The 25,203-nt window shown below is 70.4% G+C and carries 25 protein-coding genes and 2 pseudogenes; 8 read left to right on the top strand and 19 right to left on the bottom strand.

What is annotated here, in order from left to right; translation table 11 throughout:
- Nucleotides 1–300 precede the first annotated feature (300 nt).
- The 6 genes from ppdK to IE264_RS02865 all read right to left on the bottom strand — a co-directional run bounded on the left by ppdK (nucleotide 301) and on the right by IE264_RS02865 (nucleotide 8,256).
- Nucleotides 301–3,012: a pyruvate, phosphate dikinase gene (gene ppdK, locus IE264_RS02890; protein WP_032753173.1), complete on the bottom strand. Its 2,712-nt coding sequence runs from the start codon at nucleotides 3,010–3,012 to the stop codon at nucleotides 301–303.
- A gap of 381 nt (nucleotides 3,013–3,393) precedes the next feature.
- Nucleotides 3,394–4,095 carry an HAD family hydrolase gene (locus IE264_RS02885; protein ID WP_015608363.1) on the bottom strand — a complete coding sequence of 234 codons (702 nt, stop codon included), beginning with the start codon at nucleotides 4,093–4,095 and terminating at the stop codon, nucleotides 3,394–3,396.
- Nucleotides 4,092–5,267 carry an ABC transporter ATP-binding protein gene (locus IE264_RS02880; RefSeq protein ID WP_190167566.1) on the bottom strand — a complete coding sequence of 392 codons (1,176 nt, stop codon included), beginning with the start codon at nucleotides 5,265–5,267 and terminating at the stop codon, nucleotides 4,092–4,094. Before IE264_RS02880 ends, IE264_RS02885 begins: the two co-directional genes overlap by 4 nt.
- 6 nt (nucleotides 5,268–5,273) lie before the next feature.
- Nucleotides 5,274–6,173, bottom strand: a complete 900-nt coding sequence (locus tag IE264_RS02875; protein ID WP_015608365.1) for an ABC transporter permease — start codon at nucleotides 6,171–6,173, stop codon at nucleotides 5,274–5,276.
- Nucleotides 6,161–7,078 (bottom strand): ABC transporter permease, encoded by a 918-nt coding sequence (locus IE264_RS02870; protein ID WP_015608366.1) that lies wholly within the window; start codon nucleotides 7,076–7,078, stop codon nucleotides 6,161–6,163. Before IE264_RS02870 ends, IE264_RS02875 begins: the two co-directional genes overlap by 13 nt.
- Complete coding sequence (locus IE264_RS02865; RefSeq protein WP_051821647.1) at nucleotides 7,078–8,256, bottom strand: ABC transporter substrate-binding protein; 1,179 nt, start codon at nucleotides 8,254–8,256, stop codon at nucleotides 7,078–7,080. Before IE264_RS02865 ends, IE264_RS02870 begins: the two co-directional genes overlap by 1 nt.
- Nucleotides 8,257–8,523: 267 nt before the next feature.
- Between IE264_RS02865 and IE264_RS02860 the strand changes: the two genes are divergently transcribed.
- Complete coding sequence (locus IE264_RS02860) at nucleotides 8,524–9,279, top strand: GntR family transcriptional regulator (RefSeq protein WP_015608368.1); 756 nt, start codon at nucleotides 8,524–8,526, stop codon at nucleotides 9,277–9,279.
- Nucleotides 9,280–9,341: 62 nt separating this feature from the next.
- Here the strand turns inward: IE264_RS02860 and dusB are convergent, their stop codons facing one another.
- Nucleotides 9,342–10,490, bottom strand: a complete 1,149-nt coding sequence (gene dusB / locus IE264_RS02855; protein WP_032753174.1) for a tRNA dihydrouridine synthase DusB — start codon at nucleotides 10,488–10,490, stop codon at nucleotides 9,342–9,344.
- 114 nt (nucleotides 10,491–10,604) lie between these two features.
- Complete coding sequence (locus IE264_RS02850) at nucleotides 10,605–11,147, bottom strand: DapH/DapD/GlmU-related protein (RefSeq protein ID WP_032753175.1); 543 nt, start codon at nucleotides 11,145–11,147, stop codon at nucleotides 10,605–10,607.
- 332 nt (nucleotides 11,148–11,479) lie between these two features.
- Here IE264_RS02850 and IE264_RS02845 point away from each other — a divergent pair, with 332 nt between their 5' ends.
- Nucleotides 11,480–11,971 carry a hypothetical protein gene (locus IE264_RS02845; RefSeq protein ID WP_229887359.1) on the top strand — a complete coding sequence of 164 codons (492 nt, stop codon included), beginning with the start codon at nucleotides 11,480–11,482 and terminating at the stop codon, nucleotides 11,969–11,971.
- A gap of 33 nt (nucleotides 11,972–12,004) precedes the next feature.
- On the top strand, nucleotides 12,005–12,370 hold the full coding sequence (locus IE264_RS02840) for a hypothetical protein (RefSeq protein ID WP_015608372.1): 366 nt from the start codon (nucleotides 12,005–12,007) through the stop codon (nucleotides 12,368–12,370).
- A gap of 162 nt (nucleotides 12,371–12,532) precedes the next feature.
- Here IE264_RS02840 and IE264_RS02835 read toward each other — a convergent pair whose 3' ends face one another.
- Nucleotides 12,533–13,420 carry an MmyB family transcriptional regulator gene (locus tag IE264_RS02835; RefSeq protein WP_032753177.1) on the bottom strand — a complete coding sequence of 296 codons (888 nt, stop codon included), beginning with the start codon at nucleotides 13,418–13,420 and terminating at the stop codon, nucleotides 12,533–12,535.
- Nucleotides 13,421–13,521: 101 nt separating this feature from the next.
- Between IE264_RS02835 and IE264_RS02830 the strand changes: the two genes are divergently transcribed.
- From IE264_RS02830 to IE264_RS02820, 3 genes are all read left to right on the top strand, one after another.
- A complete protein-coding gene (locus IE264_RS02830) occupies nucleotides 13,522–15,000 on the top strand; it encodes an MFS transporter (protein ID WP_373301902.1) in 1,479 nt (492 codons plus the stop codon).
- A gap of 26 nt (nucleotides 15,001–15,026) precedes the next feature.
- Nucleotides 15,027–15,764: a class I SAM-dependent methyltransferase gene (locus IE264_RS02825; protein ID WP_032753181.1), complete on the top strand. Its 738-nt coding sequence runs from the start codon at nucleotides 15,027–15,029 to the stop codon at nucleotides 15,762–15,764.
- A gap of 63 nt (nucleotides 15,765–15,827) precedes the next feature.
- Complete coding sequence (locus tag IE264_RS02820) at nucleotides 15,828–16,346, top strand: pyridoxamine 5'-phosphate oxidase family protein (protein ID WP_032753406.1); 519 nt, start codon at nucleotides 15,828–15,830, stop codon at nucleotides 16,344–16,346.
- Nucleotides 16,347–16,372: 26 nt separating this feature from the next.
- On the opposite strand, the gene IE264_RS02815 is transcribed toward IE264_RS02820, so the two are convergent.
- From IE264_RS02815 to IE264_RS02805, 3 genes are all read right to left on the bottom strand, one after another.
- Nucleotides 16,373–16,876, bottom strand: coding sequence for a DinB family protein (locus IE264_RS02815; RefSeq protein ID WP_032753182.1), 504 nt, complete (start codon nucleotides 16,874–16,876; stop codon nucleotides 16,373–16,375).
- A 69-nt stretch (nucleotides 16,877–16,945) separates the two neighbouring features.
- On the bottom strand, nucleotides 16,946–17,914 hold the full coding sequence (locus tag IE264_RS02810; RefSeq protein WP_032753184.1) for a glutaminase: 969 nt from the start codon (nucleotides 17,912–17,914) through the stop codon (nucleotides 16,946–16,948).
- A gap of 162 nt (nucleotides 17,915–18,076) precedes the next feature.
- Nucleotides 18,077–19,261, bottom strand: coding sequence for an alpha/beta hydrolase family protein (locus tag IE264_RS02805; protein WP_032753186.1), 1,185 nt, complete (start codon nucleotides 19,259–19,261; stop codon nucleotides 18,077–18,079).
- A 200-nt stretch (nucleotides 19,262–19,461) separates the two neighbouring features.
- On the opposite strand from IE264_RS02805, the gene IE264_RS02800 reads away from it, so the two are divergent.
- Nucleotides 19,462–19,953 carry an NUDIX hydrolase gene (locus IE264_RS02800; protein WP_032753188.1) on the top strand — a complete coding sequence of 164 codons (492 nt, stop codon included), beginning with the start codon at nucleotides 19,462–19,464 and terminating at the stop codon, nucleotides 19,951–19,953.
- A gap of 110 nt (nucleotides 19,954–20,063) precedes the next feature.
- Here IE264_RS02800 and IE264_RS02795 read toward each other — a convergent pair.
- The 7 genes and pseudogenes from IE264_RS02795 to IE264_RS02770 all read right to left on the bottom strand — a co-directional run.
- Nucleotides 20,064–20,289: pseudogene (locus IE264_RS02795) on the bottom strand (AraC family transcriptional regulator); the annotation flags it as partial.
- A 318-nt stretch (nucleotides 20,290–20,607) separates the two neighbouring features.
- Nucleotides 20,608–20,824 (bottom strand): annotated as a pseudogene (locus tag IE264_RS37840) (IS5/IS1182 family transposase); the annotation flags it as partial.
- Nucleotides 20,825–20,857: 33 nt separating this feature from the next.
- Nucleotides 20,858–21,541 (bottom strand): hypothetical protein, encoded by a 684-nt coding sequence (locus tag IE264_RS02790; RefSeq protein WP_032753192.1) that lies wholly within the window; start codon nucleotides 21,539–21,541, stop codon nucleotides 20,858–20,860.
- Between the two features lie 289 nt (nucleotides 21,542–21,830).
- Nucleotides 21,831–22,598, bottom strand: a complete 768-nt coding sequence (locus IE264_RS02785) for a dienelactone hydrolase family protein (RefSeq protein WP_032753407.1) — start codon at nucleotides 22,596–22,598, stop codon at nucleotides 21,831–21,833.
- A gap of 197 nt (nucleotides 22,599–22,795) precedes the next feature.
- Entirely contained in the window at nucleotides 22,796–23,017 is a 222-nt protein-coding gene (locus tag IE264_RS02780) for a helix-turn-helix domain-containing protein (RefSeq protein ID WP_015608385.1), read from the bottom strand.
- Nucleotides 23,017–23,508 (bottom strand): DUF2975 domain-containing protein, encoded by a 492-nt coding sequence (locus IE264_RS02775; protein ID WP_032753194.1) that lies wholly within the window; start codon nucleotides 23,506–23,508, stop codon nucleotides 23,017–23,019. Before IE264_RS02775 ends, IE264_RS02780 begins: the two co-directional genes overlap by 1 nt.
- A gap of 253 nt (nucleotides 23,509–23,761) precedes the next feature.
- A complete protein-coding gene (locus IE264_RS02770) occupies nucleotides 23,762–24,199 on the bottom strand; it encodes a hypothetical protein (RefSeq protein WP_032753196.1) in 438 nt (145 codons plus the stop codon).
- 625 nt (nucleotides 24,200–24,824) lie between these two features.
- Between IE264_RS02770 and IE264_RS02765 the strand changes: the two genes are divergently transcribed.
- Nucleotides 24,825–25,190, top strand: a complete 366-nt coding sequence (locus IE264_RS02765; RefSeq protein ID WP_051821648.1) for a DUF2834 domain-containing protein — start codon at nucleotides 24,825–24,827, stop codon at nucleotides 25,188–25,190.
- Nucleotides 25,191–25,203 lie beyond the last annotated feature (13 nt).

Genomic DNA, 25,203 nt, shown 5'->3' with positions numbered 1-25,203 from the left:
GGGGGTAAGCCGGGTGCGGTCCATGGGTGGGGATCCATGGACCGCACCCCGGTCCACCGGATGGCTACCCACACTTCTTTGCGCATTAAACGAAGCAATGTGCTCCAGGACACATCGGTAGCGCACATTCCGCTCCGGTCCGAGGGGCGCACATATTCCGCAGGCAAGACGAAGCGGCGGCACCCCCGCACAGGGTGCCGCCGCTTCTCGGTGTTCCGGAGATGTCATCAGGGTGGCGGGCCGATGAGGGACCCGGCCCAATTCCCTTATAAATCCCCGGAGTTGGTCATGCGTGCCGCATCAGCGGCTGTCGCTCCCCCGCGACTGGGCCGCCGCCCGGCCCGCTTCGAGGCGGGCCACCGGGATGCGGAACGGCGAGCAGGAGACGTAGTCCAGGCCCACCTCGTGGAAGAAGTGCACCGACTCCGGGTCACCGCCGTGCTCGCCGCAGACGCCGAGCTTGAGGTCCGGGCGGGTGGCCCGGCCGGCCTCCACGGCGCTGCGCACCAGCGCGCCCACGCCGTCCTTGTCGATCGTCTCGAACGGGGAGACCCCGAAGATGCCCTTCTCCAGGTACGCGGTGAAGAACGAGGCCTCCACGTCGTCGCGGGAGAAGCCCCACACCGTCTGGGTCAGGTCGTTGGTGCCGAACGAGAAGAACTGGGCGGCCTCGGCGATCTGGCCCGCCGTCAGCGCGGCGCGCGGCAGCTCGATCATGGTGCCGATGGTCAGCTTCAGGTCGGTGCCGGTGGCCGCCTGGACCTCCGCGATGACCCGGTCGGCCTCCTCGCGGACGATCTCCAGCTCCTGGACCGTGCCGACGAGCGGAATCATGATCTCGGGGCGCGGGTCGCCCTTGGCGTTCTTGCGCTGGGCGGCCGCCTCCGCGATGGCCCGCACCTGCATGGCGAACAGGCCGGGGATGACGAGCCCGAGGCGTACCCCGCGCAGACCCAGCATCGGGTTCTGCTCGTGCAGCTTGTGAACCGCCTGGAGGAGGCGCAGGTCGTTCTCGTTGGCGTCCTTGCGGGACTCCGCGAGCGCGACCCGGACGGAGAGCTCGGTGATGTCGGGGAGGAACTCGTGCAGCGGCGGGTCGAGCAGCCGTACGGTGACGGGCAGCCCGTCCATCGACTCGAACAGCTCGATGAAGTCGGCCTTCTGGAGCGGGAGGAGCGCGGCGAGGGCGGTCTCGCGCTCGTCGTCGGTGTCCGCCAGGATCAGCTTCTCGACCATCTCGCGGCGCTCACCGAGGAACATGTGCTCGGTGCGGCACAGCCCGATGCCCTGGGCGCCGAAGCGGCGGGCCCGCAGGGCGTCCTCGGCGTTGTCCGCGTTGGCCCGCACCCGCAGCCGGCGCACCCGGTCCGCGTACGCCATGATCCGGTGCACGGCTGCGACCAGCTCGTCGGCGTCGTCGGCCCCGGCGTGCATCCGGCCCTCGAAGTACTCGACGACCGGCGACGGTACGACGGGTACCTCGCCCAGGTAGACCTTGCCGGTGGAGCCGTCGATCGAGACGAGGTCGCCCTCCTCGATCACCTTGCCGCCCACCGTCATCCGGCGGCGCTTGGTGTCGACCTCCAGGTCCTCGGCGCCGCAGACACAGGTCTTGCCCATGCCGCGCGCCACGACCGCCGCGTGCGAGGTCTTGCCGCCGCGCGAGGTCAGGATGCCCTCGGCGGCGATCATGCCTTCGAGGTCGTCGGGGTTGGTCTCGCGGCGGATCAGGATGACCTTCTCGCCGGAGCGGGACCACTTGATCGCGGTGTACGAGTCGAAGACGGCCTTGCCGACGGCGGCACCGGGCGATGCGGCGATGCCCCGGCCGAGCAGCTCGGTCTTCGCCTCGTCGTCGAAGCGCGGGAACATCAGCTGCGCGAGCTGGGCGCCGTTGACGCGCTGGAGGGCCTCGGCCTCGTCGATCAGGCCCTGGTCGACGAGCTGGGTGGCGATCCGGAAGGCGGCACCGGCGGTGCGCTTGCCGACCCGGGTCTGGAGCATCCAGAGCTGGCCGCGCTCGATGGTGAACTCGATGTCGCAGAGATCCTTGTAGTGGTTCTCCAGCGTCTTCATGATCTGCATGAGCTGGTCGTACGACTTCTTGTCGATCGACTCCAGATCGGCGAGCGGCACCGTGTTGCGGATACCGGCGACGACGTCCTCGCCCTGCGCGTTCTGGAGGTAGTCGCCGTAGACGCCCTGGTGGCCGCTGGCCGGGTCGCGGGTGAAGGCGACGCCCGTACCGGAGTCGGGGCCGAGGTTGCCGAAGACCATCGAACAGACGTTGACGGCCGTGCCGAGGTCGCCGGGGATGCGCTCCTGGCGGCGGTAGAGCTTGGCCCGGTCGGTGTTCCACGAGTCGAAGACCGCGTTTATGGCCAGGTCCATCTGCTCCCGCGCGTTCTGCGGGAACTCGCGTCCGGCCTGCGTCTCGACGATCTTCTTGAACTGCTTGACGAGCTTCTTGAGGTCGGCCGCGGCCAGGTCGGTGTCGACCGTGACCTTCTTGGCCGCCTTGGCGTCCTCCAGGGCCTCCTCGAAGAGGTCGCCGTCGACGCCGAGGACGGTCTTGCCGAACATCTGGATGAGGCGCCGGTAGGAGTCCCAGGCGAAGCGCTCGTCGCCGGACTGGGTGGCGAGGCCGACCACCGAGGCGTCGGAGAGGCCGATGTTGAGGACCGTGTCCATCATGCCGGGCATGGAGAACTTGGCGCCCGAGCGGACGGAGACCAGCAGCGGGTCGTCGGCCTGGCCGAGCTGCTTGCCCATCCGGGCTTCCAGCGCCGAGAGGTGCGCACTCACCTCGTCGCGCAGCGCGGTCGGCGCCTCGCCGCTCTCCAGGTAGACCTTGCAGGCCTCGGTGGTGATCGTGAAGCCCGGAGGGACGGGCAACCCGAGGTTGGTCATCTCGGCGAGGTTGGCACCCTTGCCGCCCAGAAGATCCTTCAGATCCTTGTTGCCCTCGGTGAAGTCGTAGACGAACTTCTGGGGATCTTTGTTTTCCGACACGGGTCTCGACTCCTCGAGGACGCGGTGGCTGCCCTGACGGCCAGGAACATACCCAGATCGAAGGTGTATGGGTACGTCCACTTGGTCGTCATGCGGCCGCAACCACCCGTCCGCCAGCAGATCTAAAGAAACTCGCCGACGAGCGGGCTGCGGCCATCCGTTCAGCTCTTGAAGGCAGCATGGTCATTTCTTGACCCTCAGCTCTCATCTGAGCGGACCAGCCTGCACCTGAGTGCACTTCTCGAAGACTGTTACGTGGCACTGAGTGCCAGGTCTTCCAGAAGTGCAGCCACCACCAAAACGCTCATCTGAGCACACCCCCGATCAAGGGTGGCGCGAATCACGCTCGTTTCGGACCCCAAATTTCAGGATCCGGACGCCTCAGGGACGTCGGAGGCAGTCGCTCAGCACCCCGAGGTCCACCTCTTCCAGGCTACGGGCGAACGTCCGCCCCCGCCCCGGGGCCACCGGCAGCAGCGACGGGACGACCAGCACCGCGCACCCCGCCGCGTCGGCGGATGCGGTGCCGTCCGGGGAGTCCTCCACCGCCACACAGGCGGCGGGGTCGGCCGCGAACCGCTCGGCCGCCGTGCGGTACGGGTCCGGGTGCGGCTTGGTCCGTACGGTGTCGTCGGCCGACAGCGTGAAGGCGAAGTCCACCCCGGCCAGCGACCCGGCCACCACCGCGTCCACGACGCTCCTGGGCGAGGCGCTGACCAGGGCGAACGGCACACCGGCGCCCTCCAGCGAGGCCAGCAGCGCGGCGGCTCCGGGGCGCAGCGGGGCGCCCGCGTCGACCTTCCGGAAGAAGGAGTCGGTCAGCTCGGCTGCGGTGCGCGCCAGCGCGGCGGCCCGGTCGTCGGCGGTGGAGGGGAGGGCGGAGGCGTCGCCCCCGGTCACCCCGATCAGATGAGCGGCGGTGTCGGCGACGGCCCGGCCGACCACCTCCGGCGCGTCCGCGTCGGTCAGCCGGTGGCCGAGCCCGGCCGCGACCTCACGGGCGGTCTCCCACCAGAGCACCTCGGTGTCGACGAGGGTGCCGTCCATGTCGAAGAGGACGGCGGCGGGGGCGGAGGTCCTCACGCGTCCACCTTGTCGCCGGGGGCGGCGGCTTCCGGGGCCGCCGTCGTCTCCCGTACGGGCACGACGAGCACCGGGCGGCGGACCGGGGTGACCCGTACCCGTACACCCGGAGCGAGCTCCGTGGCGTCCCGCGAGGGCAGGTCGGCCTTGGCCGCGACGCCGTCCGGGAGGTCGAGCAGGACCCGGGTGACCGAGCCGAGGAAGGAGGCCGAGACGACCGTGGCGATGCCCTCGGGGTCGGCGGTGACGCCGATGCTCTCGGGGCGGATCAGGACGTCGACCGCGCCCCGGCCCGCGGGGATGTCCCCGTCGACCGGCAGCGAGGCGCCCGCGACCTGCACGGACCCGTCGCCGGTCAGCCGGCCGGGCAGCCGGTTCATGGTGCCGACGAACTCGGCGACGAACGGCGTGGCGGGGCGCTCGTACAGCTCGGCCGGGGGCGCGCACTGCTCCAGGCGGCCCGCGTTGAGGACGGCGACCCGGTCGGCCATGGAGAGGGCCTCCTCCTGGTCGTGGGTGACGAAGATGGTGGTGATGCCGAGCGAGAGCTGGAGGCGGCGGATCTCCTCGCGGAGTGTGAGCCGGACCTTGGCATCGAGTGCCGAGAGCGGTTCGTCCAGGAGCAGGACCCGGGGGCGCAGGGCGAGGGCGCGGGCCAGGGCGACGCGCTGCTGCTGGCCGCCGGACATCTGGTGCGGGAAGCGGCTGCCGTGGTCGGGCAGCCCGACGAGTTCGAGGAGCTCGCCCGCGGTGGCGTGCCGTTCGGCGGTGGAGACGCCCCGCATCCGGGGGCCGAAGGCCACGTTGTCGCGGGCGTTGAGGTGCGGGAAGAGGCTGTAGGACTGGAAGACCATCCCGGCGTCACGCCGGTTGGCGGGGACCGGGGTGATGTCCTCGCCGTCGACCAGGACCTCGCCGGAGTCCGGCTGCTCGAACCCGGCGAGGACCCGCAGCGCGGTGGTCTTGCCGCAGCCGGAGGGGCCCAGCAGGGCGAGGAGCTCGCCCGGTTCGGCGGTGAGGTCGAGTCCGTCGAGGGCCACGGTGGGGCCGAACGCCCGGCGCAGGGAGCGGAACTCCACCCGCGCTCCGGTGGCGGCCCGCCCTTCGGAGGCGGCGGTCCTGGCCGCCTCGGGGTGTCCGGCGGTGGTGGACGGGGCTGGCAGGGCTGACATGGGTGGCTACTCCTTGCCGGGTACGGGGGTGGGGGCGGCGGCCGGGACGGCGGTGGTGGCGGACCCGGTTCCGGCGCGTGAGAGGACGAGCAGCAGGGCCCAGGTGATGAGCAGGGAGAGCAGGGAGACGGCGACCGACATCCGGGCCTCGGCGCCGGAGACGGTGACGATCCACACCGCGAAGGGCCGGAAGCCCAGCAGCGAGGCCACGGTGTACTCGCCGAGCACCAGCGCCAGGGTGAGGAAGGAGGCCCCGGCGAGCGAGGAGCGCAGGTTGGGCAGGATGACGCCCACGATCACCTGCAGCCGGCTCGCCCCGCAGTTACGGGCCGCCTCCACCAGCGTGGGGACGTCGACCGCGCGCAGTCCCGCGTCCAGCGAGCGGTGCACGAACGGCAGCGCCAGCACGGTGTAGGCGAGGACCAGCACCACCGGGAACGACTCGTTCTGCACGGCGAGGAAGGTCTGGTAGAGCGGGGTGCGCGAGAAGTGGTCGGGCCCCCAGCGCAGGACGGTGGCGATCCCGGTGACCAGGGCGATCGGCGGCACCACCAGCGGCAGCATGCAGACGACCTCGACCACGGCCCTCAGCCGGGGCGGCCCGAGCCGCACCGCGACGAGCGCGGGGACGACGAGCAGCAGGGCGAGGGCGATGGTGGCGGCGGCGAGGGAGAGCGAGAGGAAGAGGCTCTCGGTGAAGCCGTCGGCCGACAGGATGCCGCTGTACGCCTCGAAGGTGAGGCCCTGGTTCGGTACGTGGACGGTGAAGACGAACGAGGAGAGCAGCGGGGTGACGAAGTAGAGCCCGGCGATCGCCAGGACGGCACCGCGCCAGTAGCGGGGGCGCGTACGGCGGGCCTTCACCGGGGCGAGGGCCTCGGGGGCGGCGGTGGTCAGTGCAGCCATCGGGAGCTCCGTCGCTGGAGGGGCAGATAGACCGCCATCACCAGTCCGGCGATCACGATCATGTCGAGGCTCAGCGCCAGCGCCACGTTCTCCTGGCCGACCAGGACGTTCCCGGAGAGCGCGTCGGCGATCTTCAGGGTGACCAGCGGTACGGAGCCGCCGACGAGGGCGGCGGCCGTGGCGTGCGCGGCGAAGGCGCTGCCGAAGAGGAGGACGAACCCGCCGAGCAGCGAGGGCGCGAGCACCGGCAGGCCGACGTGGCGCCAGAACTGCCAGGTGGTGGCGCCGGTGTTGCGGGCGGCCTCGCGCCACTGGGGGCGCAGCCCGTCCAGTGCCGGGACGACGACGATCACCATGAGCGGGATGAGGAAGTAGAGGTAGATGACGGTGAGCCCGGTGAAGGAGTAGAGGTTCCAGCCGAGCGCGTCCAGGTGGCCGAGCTGGGTGACCACACCGGAGATGCCGAGGGTGGCGACGAAGGCGAAGGCCAGCGGGATCCCGCCGAAGTTGGCGAGCACCCCGGAGGCGGTGAGCACGGCCCCGCGCAGCGCGCCGCGCCGGGAGGTGACGACGGCCTGGGCGATCAGCACGCCGAAGACGGTGGCGATGGCCGCGGTCAGCGCGGAGAGTTCGACGCTGCCGGTGAGCGAGGTGAGGTAGGGCCCCTGGAGCGAGCGCTGGAGGTGCTCGCCGGTGAACTCGGTGGTGCCGGCGACCGGGTCGGTACGGGTGATGGCCCCGTACAGCAGGGCGCCGGCGGGCAGTCCGAAGCAGAGTCCGGCGAAGACGAGGAGCGGGAGCGCGCCGAGCCAGGCGCGGGCCGGCCGGCGGCGGCGCGTACGGCCACCGGCCTTCACAGGGGCCGCCCCGGGTCCCGGGGCGGCGGTCGGGTGGGAAGGGGTCATCAGGAGACGGCCTTGTCCCAGTTCTCGGAGAGCGTTGCGTTGGCCTTGTCGAGCTCCTCGGAGGAGGGGAACGTCGGCGTGCCCTCGACGGCGGGAAGCTTGGCGACGAAGGTCTTGTCGGCCGTCCCGTCCTCGGTCATGGCGGGCAGCAGCACCGGGCGGGCGTACCCCTTCAGCCAGAGGTTCTGGCCCTCGGCGCTGTACAGGTACTCCATCCACAGGCGGGCGGCCGCCGGGTGCGGGGCGTCCTTGTTGATGGCCTGCGAGTAGAACTGGGCGTACACGCCGTCGGTCGGTACGGAGACCTTCCAGTCGACGCCCTTGCCCTTGAACTGGTCGGCGTACCCGGCGTTCAGGTAGTCCCAGTCGATGCTGATCGGCGTCTCGCCCTTCTCGACGGTCGCCGGGGTGGACTCGACGGGAATGAAGTTGCCGCTCTTCTTCAGCTTGCCGAAGAAGTCGATGCCGGGCTGGATGTCCCCGAACGAGCCCTTGTTGGCCAGGGACGCCGCGTACACGCCGCCGAAGGCGGAGCCGGACTTGGTCGGGTTGCCGTTGAGGGCGACCTTGCCCTTGTACTCCGGCTTCAGCAGGTCCGCGAAGGTCTCGGGGCAGGTCTTGATGCGGGCGGCGTCGCAGCCGATGGAGACGTAGCCGCCGTAGTCGTTGTACCAGCGGCCGTCCGCGTCCTTCTGGCTGTCGGGGATCTTGTCCCAGGAGGCGACCTTGTACGGGGCGAAGAGGTTCTCGGCGGCGCCGCTGCGGGCGAAGGCGATGCCGAGGTCGAGGACGTCGGGGGCGCGCTTCTGGCCCTTGCGGGACTTGACGGCGGCTATCTCGTCGGAGCTGGAGCCGTCCGGGTTCTCGCTCTTGATCTTGACCTTGTACTTGGCCTGGAAGCTCTTGATCAGCTCGCCGTAGTTCGCCCAGTCCGGCGGCAGGGCGATCACGTTGAGCTCGCCCTCCTTCTCGGCGGCGGCGACGAGCTTCTCCAGCCCGCCGAAGTCGGCGACGGAGGCGGCCTCGGTGGACTTCACCCCGTTGGCACCGGTCGCGGCCTTCTCCTCGGGCGCGGCACCGCATGCGGTGAGGGCGGTGAGGGCTGCGGTGGAGAGGGCGAGGGCGGCAACGGCACGGCTGTTGGCGCGGATACGGGGGCGGGGTCGGGCTCTGCGCACGGTAGGTCTCCCAGGAGCGAAGCGTGAGGGCCACTTGTTCATACAAGCTGGCACCAGTTCGCCCGGGCCAGGTGTCCGGGAAGTTAACGTCCCATGTCCGCCGCCGCAAGAGGGCGGGAAGAGGAAAGCGCACTATCCAGGGGTTCTGGTAGATAACGACCTCGCATCGAAACGCGTCGCGACGAGGCTAGAGTGAGCGGCAGGACCGTCACCGAAGAGCGGACCTGTACACAGCGCATCCTGCGCATGGACGGCCGAGGGGGACGTGTGGGCGCTACGCGCTACCGGGAGATCGCCGAGTCGCTGCGGCACGCCATCCGCACCGGCACCTACCCGCTCGGCTCCCGGCTGCCGTCGGAGAGCGACCTCTCCGCCCGCTGGGAGGTCTCGCGCGGCACGGTCCGCCAGGCGGTGGCACTGCTCGCGTCCGAGGGCCTGATCGGCTCCCGGCAAGGGGCCCGCCGGGTCGTGCTGCGCCAGGAGCGGCGCCAGAGCTTCCAGCAGCTCAACAGCTTCGCCCAGTGGGCGCAGGCGATGGGGTGCGAGGTGGCCAGCCGCATCCTGACCCGCACGGTGCGGACGGCGACCGATGAGGAGGCCGGGCGCCTGGACGCGGAGCCGGGCAGCGAGGTGCTGTACGTGCTGCGGCTGCGGTGGCTGGACGGGGAGCCGGTGATGGTCGAGCGGACGGTGTACGCGGGCTGGGTGGCGCCGGCCGTCCTGGAGCTGCCGGAGGACTGCGTCTCGATCATGGACAGCATCGCGGAGCGGGCGGATATCGTCGCGCACTACGGCGAGCACCTGATCGACGCGGTCGCGGCGGGCAGCGAGGACGCCCGGCTGCTGCGGGTGCGCCGGGCGAGCCCGCTGCTGCGCCAGCGCCACCTGACGTACACGGCGGCGGGCCGGGCCATCGAGTGGACGGACGACCGCTACCGGGCGGGCAGCGTGGTCTTCAACGTGATGAACTCCGCGGGGGCGGCCCCGCTGGAGCGCAGGGCGGGGCCGGACGTGCGGGGCTGAGACCTTCCCGTACGCGTACGGGCTCAGCAGTCTCGCAGCGCCGCGCTCGTACGCGTACGGACTCAGCCGCCGGAGGTGTCCAGCTCCGCCTCGGCGCTGATGCCCGAGCAGTCGTACGGGTCCTTGAGCCAGCCGTCCGGCAGGACGACCCGGTTGTTGCCCGAGGTGCGCCCGCGCGGCCCGTCGGCGCCGTCCGGCCAGGGCTGGTCGAGGTCCAGCCCGTGCAGCTGACCGCCCAGCTCCTCCAGCGAGGAGGTGATCGCCAGCTTCTTGCGCATCTCGGAGCCGACGGCGAAGCCCTTCAGGTACCAGGCGACGTGCTTACGGAAGTCGATCACGCCACGGGTCTCGTCGCCGATCCACTCCCCCAGCAGCGTCGCGTGGCGCACCATGACGTCCGCGACCTCGCGCAGGGTGGGCGCGTGCCGGGTGGGGCTGCCCTCCATGGCGCTCACGAGGTCGGCGAAGAGCCAGGGCCGCCCGAGGCAGCCGCGCCCGACGACGACTCCGTCGCAGCCGGTCTCCCGCATCATCCGCAGGGCGTCGTCGGCACACCAGATGTCCCCGTTGCCGAGGACGGGGATCTCGGGGACGTGCTCCTTGAGCCGGGCGATGGCGTCCCAGTCGGCGGTGCCGCCGTAGTGCTGGGCGGCGGTCCTGCCGTGCAGGGCGACGGCGGTGACGCCCTCCTCGACGGCGATGCGGCCCGCGTCGAGGAAGGTGATGTGGTCGTCGTCGATACCCTTGCGCATCTTGATGGTGACGGGGAGGTCACCGGCGTTGGAGACGGCCTGGTTGAGGATGGCCCGCAGCAGGGGCCGCTTGTACGGGAGCGCTGAGCCGCCGCCCTTGCGGGTGACCTTGGGGACCGGGCAGCCGAAGTTCAGGTCGATGTGGTCGGCGAGGTTCTCGTCGACGATCATCCGGACCGCCTTGCCGACGGTGACCGGGTCCACTCCGTACAGCTGGATCGAGCGCGGGGTCTCGGTCGCGTCGAAGTGGATCAGCTGCATGGTCTTCTCGTTGCGCTCGACCAGCGCCCGCGTGGTGATCATCTCGCTGACGAACAGCCCCTTGCCCCCGGAGAACTCCCGGCACAGCGTCCGGAACGGGGCGTTGGTGATGCCGGCCATGGGCGCGAGCACCACCGGCGGCTGCACGGTGTGCGGGCCGATGCGGAGCTGCGGGAGAGCGGGGGCGAGCGTGGTCATTGCTCCATTGTCGCGTACGCCGGAGGGGTGGCCGCATCAGCGCCCGGGAGGGCGCTTCGGACGGTGGCCCAGCGGGGCGGCCCAGGGCCGGAGCGAACACCCGTGCGAGGTCTGTCACCACTGGCGGTTCACCGTGGCCTTCGGGCCGGTCACCAGGGTCGCCGCCGGAACGTCCTCGGCCACCACCGCACCGGCGGCGATCACGGCGTCCTTGCCGATGGTGACGCCGGGCAGGATCGTGGCGCCGGCTCCGATCCAGACGTTCTCCTCCACGTGGATGGGGCCGCCGGTGAGGTAGTGCCTCCGCTCCTCCGGGTCGACCGGGTGGCCGCTGGTGATGAAGGTCGCCTTCGGGCCGACCATCACGCGCTCGTCGAGCCGGATCCCGGCGTAGTCCAGGAACGTGCAGTTCTGGTTGATGAACACCCGCTCGGCCAGATCGAGCCGTAGGCCGTGGTCGGTGAAGAAGGGCGGGTAGATCGTGACCCGCGGGGGCAGCGGTCTGCCGAGGATCTGCGCGAACAGGGCCGCTCTGCCCTCCTCGTCGTCGAAGGGCAGGACGTTCAGCCGGGAGGTCAGCTCGGTGGCTCGGAGGACCCGGTCGGCCATGGCCCGGAACTCGGGGCTGTGGATGCGCATGAGGCGGTCGCTGGGCATGGGTGTCACCCTGCCATCCGCCCGATCCGGGACACAGAGACCCGGGTGACCGCGCCGGCTGATATAACGTCATAACCCTTTCCACGGAGCGTATTTGAGAGCAGCCGCGGATCACCCGGAGAAATTCCCCGGTCACCATCGGCAGCCCCGACGGAATTACCGCACCTGGGGTTGCCTTTGCACGCAATGACTCTTTTCACTGCCGAGCGGTCTTCTGCGCACCTTCCCCGCGCTGAAAAGGTCTCTCCGTCGCCACCCTCCTGACCTGTAGGTGGCGACAGCGAAATCAATCAATAGGGGGATCAGTCGTGTTGAAAACCAGCACCCGCCGTATGACGCTGTCCGGAATCGCCGTCCTCACGAGCGGGGCCCTGCTCGCCACCGTGGCTCCCGTCGCCATGGCCGCCGACCGCACGCAGGAAAGGACCGTCGCGGTGGACGCGGCGGAGCAGGCGCCGCCGCTCACCGCCGAGCAGCGCCGGTTCATCGAGACGGGAATGGGCCCGGAGGCGATGGCCGAGCTGGAGAAGGCGATGAGCCAGGGCTCCTCCGGCACCGTCCAGCCCCGCGCGTTCCCGATCGCCGCCGCGGCCATCGCCGCTGCCGCCTGGTGCGCCAAGGGGGCTCTGGGCTCCATTCCCACCTCCGTGCTCAGCGATATCGCGGCTGGCAAGGCGTCCGGCAAGAAGACCTACGTCCGTAATGCCGTCATCGGCTGCATAGGCGGGGAGATCGGTGGCGTCGTCTGGAAGTTCCTGCCGGGCTGGGTGAAGGACAAGGCCGTCAATATGGTCATCGCCTTCATCATCAAGTACATCCGCTAGGGTTTCCCGGCACGACGAGCCCGCGAGGTATACATGGCCTACCTGTTTCTCTTCGGCTGCTTCCTCCTGCTGGGAGTGGCCGGCTCGCTGGCGGCCCGCGTCGGATATCGGGGCAAGGTCTGCGACGGGTCCGTCGGTTACGAGGTTCCCGCCGCGGTGAAATCGGACCCCGCGCTACGGAAGCGGGCGAACGACCTGGTGGCCTTCTGGTGCACCGGGGCCGCGATTCTCAGCTTCGCTCCTCTGGTGCCCCTCGGAAGCGTCATTCTGAGCGGCGGCGGGAAGTCGGTCTCCACCTGGGGGCTGGTCGCCTTCGCGGCCTACGGCCTGGTCATCGCGACCGTGGGCGGCTACCCCTTCGAGAAGATCAAGCAACTCGGCGCGTCCGTCGAGCGCTGAGAACACCCGGGGGCCCGAGGCGGACTACGCCTCGGGCCCCCGGTCCTCACCCGGCTCACATACTCGCGAAGGCGGAGCCGAGGACCATGCCGCCCACCAGCCCGCTGGAGCTGACGGCGCTGACAGCGAAGTGCCCTGCGGACACGACTACTTGTGACACGACTACTTGGCGGCGAGCGCGATCCGGTGCAGCCGCTCCAGCCGCGCGCGGGTCTCGTCGTCCACCGGCGGGTAGCTGACCAGGCGCGGCCCGCTCGCCGGGCCGAGCCAGAGGTTGGTGTGCTCGACGTGGAGCAGCCCCACCCGCGCGTTGCGGATGTACTTGGTCCGCCCCCGCTGGTCGACCACCTCGTGGCGCTCCCACACCTCCCGGAACTCCGGCGACTGCCGCTCCAGCCGGTGCAGCAGCGCCTTCCAGGCGGGCTCGGCCAGGTGCCCGGCCATCGAGGCCCGGAACTTGGCGGCCATCATCCGGGTGACCTCGGGCAGGTCGACGACGGAGGCCCGCCACTCGTCGTGGGTGAAGGCCAGCAGCAGGCAGTTGCGGTCCTCCGGCGGCAGCGCGTCGAGGTCGCAGAGCAGCCGGGAGTAGGTGCGGTTGTACGCGAGGACGTCGTACCGGCTGTTCTGGACGCAGGCCGGAATGGGGTCCAGCTGCTCCAGCATGGTCCGCAGAGCCGGGGTCACGGTGGGGCATTCCGTGCCGGGGGCCGGGTCGGGGGCCTCGGAGAGCGCGAAGAGGTGGGCGCGCTCGCTGGGGTCGAGCAGCAGGGCGCGGGCGAGGGCGTCCAGCACCTGGGCGGAGACCTGGATGTCCCGGGCCTGTTCCAGCCAGGTGTACCAGGTGACGCCGACCGCCGAGAGCTGGGCGACCTCCTCCCGGCGTAGCCCGGGGGTGCGCCGGCGGCGGCCGCGGACGAGGCCGACCTGTTCGGGGGTGATGCGCTCGCGGCGGCTGCGCAGGAAGGCGGCGAGCTCGTGCCGCCGCATCTCGGACGCGGACGCGGTGCCGGTCGGCGCGGTCAGCGGATCGGCTGCCATGGTCGTCATGCCTCCAGCGTGCCGGATGCCCCGGCCTGTTGCCAGGTAGCACTGGTACCAGGATAAATGGACTCTGGTACCAGGCTGGGATCGGCGGCAGAGTCGGCAGCGTGACTGAATCATCCGTACACACGTCCCCCGGTGCGGCGGTCCGGCCGACCCCCGCCGTCCGCCATCACGACCACTCCGCCCCGGTGCTCAGCACGCTGGGCCTGTTCACCGTGCTGTTGGGCGCCGCGCTCCCGCTCATCGACTTCTTCATCGTCAACGTGGCCCTGCCCACGATCGACCGCGATCTGAACGCGGGCCCCGCCCTGCTCGAACTCGTCGTCGCGGGCTACGGCCTGGCGTACGCCGTCCTGCTGGTCCTCGGCGGTCGGCTCGGCGACATGGTGGGCCGGAGGCGGCTGTTCCTCGTCGGGATGGCGGCCTTCGGAATCACGTCACTGGTCTGCGGGCTCGCCCCCGACGCCTGGACGCTCGTCGGCGCCCGGGTGGCGCAGGGCGCCGCCGCCGCGCTGATGCTGCCGCAGGTGCTGGCCACGATCCAGGCGGCGACGCGGGGCCCGCGCCGGGCCCGGGCGATGAGCCTGTACGGGGCGACGGCCGGGCTCTCCATGGTCGCGGGCCAGATCCTGGGCGGAGTGCTGGTGGCCGCCGCCCCGATGTCCTCGGTGTTCGGCGAGAGCGCGGGCTGGCGGTCGGTGTTCCTGGTGAACGTGCCGGTGGCGGTGGTGGGCCTGATCCTGGCCGCCCGCGCGGTGCCGGAGACCCGCTCGGACCGCCCGGCGCCCGTCGACGTACCCGGAACGCTGCTCCTGGCCCTGTCCCTGGTGACGCTGCTGGCCCCGCTCACGGAGGGGCGGGCCGCCGGGTGGCCGCTGTGGACCTGGGTATCGCTGGGGCTGTTCCCCTTCTCCGCGTACGCCTTCTACCGGGTGGAGCGGCGGGCGGACCGGCTGGGCCGGGTGCCGCTGGTGCCGCCGAGCCTGCTGCGGCTGGACTCGCTGCGGCGGGGCCTGGCGCTGGTTGTGCCGTTCTCGATCGGGTTCGGCGGCTTCATGTTCGTGATCGCGGTGGCGCTCCAGCAGGGCCTGCGGATGGGCCCGGCGGCGGCCGGCCTCTCGCTGGCCCCGATGGCCCTGGCGTTCTTCGCGGCCTCACTCGCGGGCCCCCGCCTGATCCGCCGCCACGGCACCCGGGTCGTCACGGCGGGCGGGCTGATCCAGGCGGTGGGCGTGGTGGTGCTGGTGCTGACCGTGCACTTCGCGTGGCAGGGCCTCGGCCTGTGGGGCCTGCTGCCGGGTGTGGCCATAGCGGGCCTCGGCCAGGGCCTCCAGCTCCCCGTACTCTTCCGGATCGTGCTCTCCGACGTACCGCCGGAGAAGGCCGGGGTGGGCGGCGGCGTGATGACGACGACGCAGCAGGCGGCACTGGCCCTCGGGGTGGCCACGCTCGGCACCCTGTTCCTGGCCCTGGTGCCCGGCCTGGGGATGCGGGACGCCCTGGTCGTGACGCTGCTGGTGCAGCTGGCGGCGGTGGCACTGACGGTCGGACTGAGCCTGCGGCTGCCGCGTACGGTGGCCTGAGCAGGCCGGGGAGGGGACGGGGACAGGTGCTGGATTACGACGACGAGGCCCGGGACTACGACGCGTCCCGCGGCGGCGAACCGAGGGCCCGGGCCGCGGCGGACGCAGTGGAACGGCTGCTGCCGCAGGGGCCTTGCACGGTCCTGGACATCGCGTGCGGCACGGGCATCGTGACCGGACGGCTGCTGCGCCCGGGGCGGACGGTGGTGGGCGTCGACCGTTCGCCCGGGATGCTGGGCCTTGCCGGAGGGCGGGTGCCGGGAGGTGTCGTACGGGGCGACGCCACGAGGCTGCCCTTCGCGTCGGACGCGGTGGACGCGGTCGTGATCGTCTGGTTGCTCCACCTGCTGCCGCGCCCCGAACCGGTGCTGGCCGAGGCGGCCAGGGTGCTGCGGCCCGGCGGGGTGCTGATCACCACCGTCGACAAGAACGACGCGTACTTCGCCGAGGACAGCGACATCGCGCGGGTCACGGCGGACCTGCGGCGCCGGTACGCACCCCACGTGCCCGACAGCACCACCCGCGTGCTCGACCGGGCGACGGAACTGGGGCTGGCGCTCACGGACCGGACGGAGTTCCCCGGCACCGGGCAGGGCCGCAGCCCCCGCGGCTGGCGCGAGGCGATCGACGCGGGCCACATCGCCTGGTGCACGCACGCCTCCCCGGACGAGGTGACCGACGTACGCCGCCGACTCGCCGCCCTACCGGACCAGGACACGGCCCGCCCGGACCCGCAGTACCGTCTGGTCGCTTTGAAGGCGTGACGCTGCGGCGGTAGTCGGCGGTCGGCGGCCGAAGCCGATGGGCCAGGCATGGGAGACTCGATCATGCCTGTGACCAACCCGTGGCTGGCCGGCCCGTCACCGAAGAAGCGGCTCGATCGCGAGCGTCTGGAAGAACGCATACTCAACCTGCTGTCGACGCAGAACATGTGCGTGCTCGCGACGGCAGGCCCGGAAGGGCCCCTCGCAACGCCCGTGCGGTACTTCCACCTCGACTTCGCGGTCATGTTCAGCACGGCTCCCGGTTCCCCCAAGATGAGGAACCTCGCCGCCGATCCCCGTATCTCCGTGGGGATCTTCGCCCCGCTGGTCGGACAGGCCGGCAGCCGAGGAGCTCAGCTCTTCGGGCGGGCCCGCGTGCTGTCCGAGGACGACCCCGACTTCGAGCACTACTGGCCGGCCTTCCGCTGGCAGTCCGACCATGTCGAGCGGTCACGTTCTCTGGACGAACCCCAGTCGGGCCCTCTCGTCGTGATCGAGGCCGAGCGGATCGTCTATACGGAGCACTGGCTGCGCCGCGAGGGCTTCGCACCACGCCAGTTCTGGACCAAGTCGGACTGTTAGGGCCAGGCCGGCGGATCGTGTGACTGTCAGCCGGTCGTGCCGTCGAGCATCTCGCGCAGGATGTCCAGGTGGCCGTTGTGGCGGGCCGTCTCCTCGGTGAGGTGGAGGAGGATCCAGCGCAGGTCGACATGGAGGCCGTTACGGATGGTTCCCTGGGCCTGCTTGTCCAGGTCGTTCCCGGCGACCAGTTCGCGGTAGCGAGCGCTCTGTTCGGCGTATTCGTCGAGCAGCTGCGTGAGCGGGAAGTCGACGGCGATACGCATCTCGCGGTCGGGGTCCTCATCCGTCATGGGGGCCCGGTCCTCCTCGCCGAGGAAGATCACCTGGAACCAGTAGTACTCGACCCAGCGGAGGTGGTTGATCACTCCGCTCATGGTCATCAGCGGTGAGCCCGGCAGAAGCGCCTTGCGTGCGTTCTCCGCAGAGACACCGTCGCACTTGGCGCGGGCGGTGCCACGTGCGTAGTCGAGGAACGTGGTGAGCTGGGTGCGGTCGTCCCACGCGGGCGGTGTGTCGTCGATTTTGGTCATCGCGCGAAGCGTCCCCGATCGCCGCGCCCGTTGTCGAGGTATTTAACGGCGGACCGGGCCTGCTCACCGTCAGAAGACGGACAGCCCGGTGAGCGTGGTGAAGCGGTCGAGGGCCGACACGCCCGCCACCGAGTTGCCGCGCCGGTCGAGGCCCGGGCTCCAGACGCACAAGGTGCACACCCCGGGCACGATGGCGATGATCCCGCCGCCGACGCCGCTCTTGCCCGGCAGCCCCACCCGGTAGGCGAACTCTCCGGCCGCGTCGTACGTCCCGCAGGTGAGCATGACCGCGTTGACCTGCTTGGCCTGGCTGCGGGTCAGCAGCGCGGAGCCGTCGGCCCGGACTCCGTGGCGGGCCAGGAACCCGGCGGAGAGGGCCAGGTCCGCGCAGGACGCCTCGATGGAGCACTGGCGGAAGTAGGCGGCGAGCAAGGTGGGGACCGGGAGCGTGATGTTGCCGTAGGAGGCCATGAAGTGGGCCAGCGCGGCATTGCGGTCACCGAAGGCCGCCTCGGAGGCGGCGACCTCCGGCATGAAGTCGATGGCGGGATTCCCGCTCTCCGAGCGCAGCAGCTCCCGCACCTGGCCCGCCGCGTCGCCGGTCAGGGCCTGCAGCCGGTCGGTCACCACCAGGGCACCGGCGTTGATGAACGGGTTACGGGGGATCCCGTTCTCGTACTCCAGCTGAACCAGGGAGTTGAAGGGGTTGCCCGAGGGCTCGCGGCCCACGCCCCGCCATATCTGCTCGCCGTCCAGGGAGAGCGCCAGGGCCAGGGCGAACACCTTGGAGATGGACTGCGTCGAGAAGGGCTGCTGCCAGTCGCCGACCCCGTAGACGGTCCCGTCCGGCTCGGCGACGGCCATGCCGAACCGCCGGGGGTCGGCACCGGCGAGCATCGGTATGTAGTCGGCGGGGGTGCCGTGGTCGGCGAGCGAGGCCATCTCCTCGGCGATGCGGCTGATCACAGCGCTGAAGCGGTGGGACCCGGCGCGCGGAGCCGGACTGCTTGCCCGAGGGGCGGCGGAGGCGTGGGACACGGCAATTCCTGACGGCGAGGGGAGCGAGGGGGCCCGGCGGGCGGAGTCGGAGCGGGAGGTCGCCCATAGTGTGACCCGCCGACCGAAATCGGCCAAGAATCCCCTCGCGCCGCCCGCCTTCAGGCCCCGGAGCCGTGCTCCTGGACCTGGCCCCCGGCCGGTTCACGCCCCCCGTGTCCAGAGGAACCGGAGCTCGGGATAGCGGTGGGTGGGGGCATCGAGCAGCGGCCGGTGGAGCCCGAGCAGGAACCGGTCGAAGAACGCGGTGGCACAGGCGCGGGTGACCGTCGCTGCGCGGTGCGGTGCGATCGTGCCGAGGTAGTCGCTGAAGAGCGGCTCGGGCCACCGCTCCCGGAGCCCGGCGGCGGCCGCGAGGGCGGGCACATCGGTGGCCGAGAGGTGACCGCCGCCCGTCAGGTGCAGGTGACGACCCCAATTTCGGTGGTGGGCCCGCCACCGCGCCCACGTCTCGTGGTCCGGTGAGGAGGTCAGCAGCAGGAAGGGCCGGTCGAGACCGGTCTCCGCCACCGTGGTGCCGAACAGGCCGCCGTCCAGGTCGAGCCCGGCGACGAAGCGCCGGTCGGTCCGCATGGCCTCGGCTGCGGCGGCACCGCCCAGGGAGTGGCCGAGCAGCCCGATGCGCTGGACGGCGACCCCGGCGAGGGGGCGGGTACGACGGCACAGCGCATCCGCGACGCAGCGCAGGTCCGCAGCCCGCACGGCGACCTCCAGCCGGTCCTGGGCATCCCAGTCCTCCGGTTCGGCCGGCAGGGCGCCGAGCACCAGGCGCCCGTCGGGGAAGCGGACGGCCGCGGCATCGTAGGTGTGGTCGACGGCCGCGACGAGGTGACCGTGGGAGGCGAGCTCCTCGGCCAGGCCGCTGGTGAGGATGCGCGAGGCGCCGCGTCCATGGCTCAGCACCACGGCGGAACGGGTCCCGGGAGCGGGGAGGCCTCCGGCACGCGCGTGCGTGCCGACGCCCTTCAGCACGCCCGGCCGCATTCCCCAGTCGCCTTCCAGCGCCGCGGCGGTGCCCGGGTCGGTGTAGGGGGCGACGGGGTTACGGCGGTGGGGCGAGGGAGCCCGGGAGCCGGCGGGGTACCAGAGCTGCACCATGAGCCTGCGGGGGCCGGGACGCGAGGCGAACGGGTCCGGGCGCCCGAGATCGGTGAGCGGCAGGGAGCGGGTGGAGACGGAGTGCCTGCCGGTGGGGCGCGGCAGCATGGCGCGCGTGACCGGCGGGGTGGTGGCCGGGGAGCGAGGGAGAGCGGCGGCGGGGGCGGTCGGCAGTGCGCCGGAGCCGAGGGCCGCGAGGGCGACGGTGAGCGCTGCGCGTCGGGTGAACACCGGTATCTCCTCGGAGGAGGGGGCGATCGGGGGAGAAATCCAGCCACACCATATTTGGTCTGGACCAATAGCGGGAGGGGTCTCGCCGCGCGCTTGCCGATCCGCCCGGAAACGCCCTGGCCCAGGGCCTGTTGCGGAAGTAGATCTTGGTGACGCCAGGGTCCCTCTCCGGCGGCTTCGCGTAGGGAGGGGCAGGAACCATGGACGCTCACGTACGGACTCGTGTTTCGGCATACGCCATCGCGGTGGAGGACGAACGGCTGCTGCTGACCCGGCTGTCGGACGCCTCACCCGTCTTCGCACCGGGTCTGTGGCACATGCCGGGCGGCGGAATCGACCCGGGCGAGCAGCCCGTGGAGGCCCTGTCCCGTGAACTCCGGGAGGAGACGGGACGTGAACTCGCCGATGCCCGACTGCTCGACGCGCGGACCTACGCGGTCCGGCGGAACGGAGTGAGCTGGAGCCTCACGGCGTTGTTCTACGCCGTTGCCCTCAAGGACGGGGCGAGCGAGGTGACCGAGATCGACGGCTCCACCGACGCGGTGATGTGGATCCCTCTGGCCGACCTCCAGGACGACACCATGCTGTCACCGGCAGCGGCCGACGCTCTCCGCATGCTCGAACAGGCTGAAGGAACTGGCCACATAGGCTCGTTGAGGACTGCGCATGCGGCAGACCGGTTGCACCTCTGAGAGTGGATCCGCGAGCAGCGTGGGGCCGCTGTCACCGCCGAGGGCATTGCGCAGTGACGAGAGTTCATTGAGCCGTTTCAACGTGCCCACGATCGAGTGACGGCGGGGTCACGACGGCTCATGTACGCCAGCCTCTCCACGTCCAACTGCTCGTGGAGGTGCTCCAGCGCCCGGGCGACGACCTCGGCGAGTAGGTCGGCGCCGATCTCCTCCGGTAAAGACCTGTCGAGGTAGCGCTCCTGACCGCCCGATCGGCGCGGCGGGACCACCAGTCGGCAGCCAGGGCCCTGCCGCCTCGTTGCCGTGGTCCGTCCGCACGATGTGGAGAGGGTCGTCTCGGGCACCCGGCATGTCAGCCAAGTCGACAACGCCCACTGAACCGCTCCGGATCGATGGAGGCCCCGGGTGAGGCTTCGCACTGACAGTGGCGGGTACATCCGCAAGCATGGATGCCGGCGCATGGATATCGCTGATAGCTACGGGGATCGTCCTGCTCGTCGGGGCGGGGCTCATCTGCTACGAGCATTGGGGATCCGGCGCGAACCGGAGCCGGAAGCATGACCTCGGTCCGGACCACACCAGCGGCGGAGGCGGAGGCGGCTGACGCTGACGGTTCGACCGAACCGCTTCAGCCCGAACCTGCCGTAGATCTCACGACCGCGCTGCAGCAGAGCATCGAACAACGGCGGCCTGTTGGGTCGGCGTGAGGCCACGGCCCGGTGAGCGTCTGAGGGGCGTCGTCACCCACGGTCCGGCTCCCATGTAGGCGCGGTCGGCCAGGACTGGAACGCCCTGACGCTCGCAGATCCCGGTGACCCGGTGCGCGGGCCGCTGTGAGGTTGTGGGCGCGGCCGGGCAGCGCAGGCCAGATCTGACCCGCCCTCTGGGCGATGCCATCCGGTGCTTAATCTCTGGGTGCCGCCAGCCAGGTCTGCCAGACGTGACGCGTATTCGGCACCTCGGGGTGGTCCAGGAGCCAGAGAACGTATCCGGCATGGCGCCGCGCCCACGGATTGTCCGAACGGGCGGCAGTTTCAAGCCGGCTGTGCAGGTCATCACTGTCCACAGCCCGGGCCACGCGCACGTACTCGCGGTCCTTGCACCGGTAAGGCCGCTGGACAACGATCTCGATCAGGTCGGCAAGCTTGGTTCTGACCGTCTCCTCGTGGTGAGCGACAGCCACGTCTCGGATGAGGCCCTGCTTTGTTCCCCATGCCTTGGCATGCCGTGTCCACTCCTGCGGGTATCTCGCCTCCCACTCCAGGAAGAGCAGTGCGTAGGAGAGACCCGGCCACGCGACGATGTCGGGACCGGCCGGCCGCTCCCACAACGCGTGGGGCAGCGAATACTTGCGGATCTCCTCGTAGTTCCTGCTCGCCGCTTTCCTCCTCAGCGAATACCCACGTCGCCACGTCCTGTTGTACCGATCCAAGGCATCCCGGGTGTTCCTCTCGGCGTCAGCCAGACGGACGAGCGCCGCAGCACGTAGAGCCGGATCGCTAGCTATCAGCCCGTACGCCCAACCCAGCCGCTCATACCACACATCGGCACCATCGATGCCCACGCCCGTATCCGCTTCCGTCGTCATCTGCTAGATCATGCTCTACCCTTCACTGCCGTCCTCCCATCAGAGCGGCCACTCCGATGGGAGGACGGCAAGGCCGGCCGCAACGCACGAGACACCCGTGCCGTCGAGGGAGGCGTTCGAGGTCTCAACCCACATGCACCGGTGTCTCGTTGGTCTCCTGTCCCGCCGCACCAACGCGCGCTCGTCTCACTGGTGTACCTGCGCGAGCACGAACCGGAGTACGTCCTGCTCGACGGGACGCTCGCCGAGTGCGACCGCGTGGGCGTGCGGACTTGAGGGGCGGGGGCTGTCAGTACCCGGCGCCGGGATGCTCACCTGGGCCATGCCCCGGATCCTCCGTCACGGGCAGGCACTCGGCGAGCAGGTCGACGACGTCGCGCCAGGCTCGCTGCGCGTGCTGAGGGTGGTAGCCGACGCCGGGGACCACAGGGTGGCCGACCGGTGGGTGGTGGAAGGCGTGCAGGGCGCCGCCGTAGACCGTGAGGCGCCAGTCGACGCCCGCGGCCTGCATCTCGGCGGTGAACGCGTCCCGTTGCGCGGGCGGCATGATCGGGTCTTCCGACCCGACCCCGGCCCACACCGGGCAGCGAATGCGCGCCGTCTCGCCCGGTCGGCCCGTGGTAGTTGCGTTGACTGTCCCGATCGCGCGCAGGCTGACGCCGTCGCGCCCTAGTTCCAGCCCGACGGCGCCCCCGGTGCCGTAGCCGACGGCGGCGATCCGGTCGGGGTCGGTCCGCGGTTCGGTGCGCAACACGTCGAGCGCCGCATGGCCGATGCCCCGCATCCGGTCGGGATCAGCGAGCAGCGGCAGGCAACGGGCCAGCATCTCCTCCGGGTCGCCCAAATAGCGCCCACCGTGAAGGTCGAAGGCCAGCGCCACATATCCCAGCTCGGCGAGAGCATCGGCCCTGCGACGCTCGACGTCGCTGAGCCCCATGCCCTCCGGTCCGAGCAGCACCGCGGGCCGACGGTCGACACCGGCCGGGAGCGCGAGGTGCCCGATCATCGTCAGACCGTCGGCCGGATACTCGACCGTACGCGTCGTAATCGTCGCCATGAGACGGGACTGTAGTGATCGTCGAGCCCGGATCGGCCGGTGCTCTGCCGCCAGCAGAACCAAGGGCTCCGGCGTAGTCGCGTCGCCCATTTCGTGATCATGTGAGTACGAGGAGGGCGAGAGGTCGGCGGGGCGTCGGTGATCCACTCACCCGCCGCCGGCAGGGAGATCGGCGATGACACGTCGGCAGGCACGGTTCATTCGCCCGCGGTGTCCTCGGCCTCCCAGCGCAGCAGGTCACCCGGCTGGCACTTGAGCACCTCGCAGAGGGCGGCGAGCGTCGTGAAGCGTACCGCCTTGGCGCGGCCGTTCTTGAGTACTGCCAGGTTGGCGGGGGTGATCCCTATGCGGTCCGCGAGTTCGCCCACGGACATCTTCCGCCTGGCCAGCATCACGTCGATGTCGACGACGATCGGCATCAGATGACCTCGCCCAATTCGGCCTGCATCTGCGCCGCTTCGACGTCGCGCGCGACCGCCTGCGCGAGCAGCATCCGCAGTACGAGCACGATGAGCGCGACCCCCAGGATGGCCACGCCGATCCCGCCCATGATGAGGGTGACGCCCGGGTCCTCCCGCTGGCCGGGCGCATTGATGGTCGTGACCGCGAACCATACGAGAGCAGCCGCAACGATCGCGCCGATGATGACGTCCACGTACCGGAAGGCGGCGTGGGAGAACACGGTTCCCCGCCGCACCATCGTTACCAGCCGCCATACACAGACCAGGGCGACCTGGGCTGTCCCGATGCCCAGGATCGTGATCACACGCAGCGGGGTCAGCGGGAGCGATCCGTCCTCCGGGTCGTTCCCGCTGACCAACGCCCACACCATCAATGCCTGTACGAACACGGTGCCGGTGAGCACCACCACGAGCACGGCGCGCAGCGCGCGCACTGTCAGCTTTCCCATGACCCATCCTTCCATCGAGTTGCGATGGGAATCTATCGACTTTCGATAGGCGAGGCAAGGGTTGGGGCATCGGTTTCGCACCATGGCGGGCTGCAACCTGATCCGCTGAGATCTCTGCGGCATGGATTGCCGCAGCCCGGCCGAAGGACACTGTCAGCGCCACGACCGCCGCTGTGAAAGCCCGCATGTCGTCCACTCCGGAGAGCAGACGGCCCGGCCCCTGGGGGCCGGGCCGCTTGCGATGCTCAGCCGGTCAGACCGGCGGGTTCGAGTACGCCTTGCGCCGGAACGCCGCCTTGGTACCCGGTCCGGCGATGCCGTCGATGTCACCGGTGTAGCCGTTGAACTTCTTCAGGTTGGCCTGGAGCGACGCGATCGTCTTGGGCCCCACGATCCCGTCGATGTCACCCTTGTAGGGAAGGGGCTGGCCGGGCCAAGTGGCCAGGAAGCGCTGCATCGCCTTCCAACTGTTGGTTCCGAGCACCCCGTCGATCTTGCCCTTGTAGCCGTACATGGTGAGGGTCCACCGCTGAATCCGCTGGGCGCCCTGCTTGTCGAGGCCGAGATTGATCGCGGCCGCGCTCGCCGGCCCGGCGAGGCCGACCACCGCCACGCCCGATGCCGCCACCGCCAGCAGCCCGCCTCTGATCAGTCCACGACGCGAGACGCCGTTCCGCCTGTTCTGCTTCATGATCTTCCCTCCGTTGGCCGGGGGTCTTCTCCCGGCTTGGCGCACACGCTAACCCGGACCATCATCGGACCCATCTTGGTTCCGGAGAAGCTCTTCCTCGTGCTGCCGATGCGCTCGGGAAGGGGTCGGTACGCGGAGGAATCTGGGCCCCGGCCGGACGTACAGCGGCAGACAAATACCCCTGGAAGCCAGGACCTTGGGCGGGTTCGCCACATCGGCGTAGCCGACCCGCGGAGGACTTCATCCTCGTACAGCAGGACGCCCCACCGCGCTCGACACGATGAGCGACGCGGAGCCGGGACTTCGAGTTCGGACTCGGCCAGCCAGTCGTACCAGGCGACTTCCCGGGGGTCGAGCGTGATCCGTGTCGTGACGACGGTTTCGCGGAGGCCTGACCAGTAGGGGCTGATCACGCCCGTTGCACAGAAATTTGAGGACGAAGCGAGGGGCCACATGCACGCTTGGCCCCTCTGCCGATTCCCGCGGCTGCGGCTTGCGCGCAACAGTCCCCCTGACCGGTCGCAGACCCCTCACAGCTATCCTCGTAACGAGCCAGCTGATCTTGCAGAGCCCTACTCCGAGGTACTCACCACCCGTATCCTCGGATTGAATTCTGGAGTGGTCGATGAACGGTCAGGACGAGACCGACAGAACCCGGCAGCGCGGCAATCGCACTCTTGAGGCCGTATTCGCTTTGCTGCTGGTTGCCGGCATCGCTCTCCCCTATGCCCAAGCAATTCCATGGCTGGCAGAGAACGGGCTGGACCTGCACCGTCTGATCGATGAGATCTTCGCGACCCGAATCAGCAGCTTCTTCGGCTGGGACGTGATCGTCGCCGTCGTCGTGCTGCTGACTGCCGTATCCGTCGACACGCACCTGTCCAAAGGCCAGAAGGCTTTGGTAGGCCTCGGCGCACTACTCGGCGCCTCGGTCGGGCTGCCGCTCTACCTCCTGCCACGCCAGCGCAACCTGCGACGCGACCCGCCCTGAACCACCGCAAAGG

Origin of the sequence: Streptomyces microflavus (assembly GCF_014650075.1) — a bacterium.
Lineage (GTDB): Bacteria > Actinomycetota > Actinomycetes > Streptomycetales > Streptomycetaceae > Streptomyces > Streptomyces microflavus.
The sequence above is the reverse complement of the archived record's forward strand: the minus strand, read 5'-3'. Positions and strand labels throughout refer to the sequence as shown.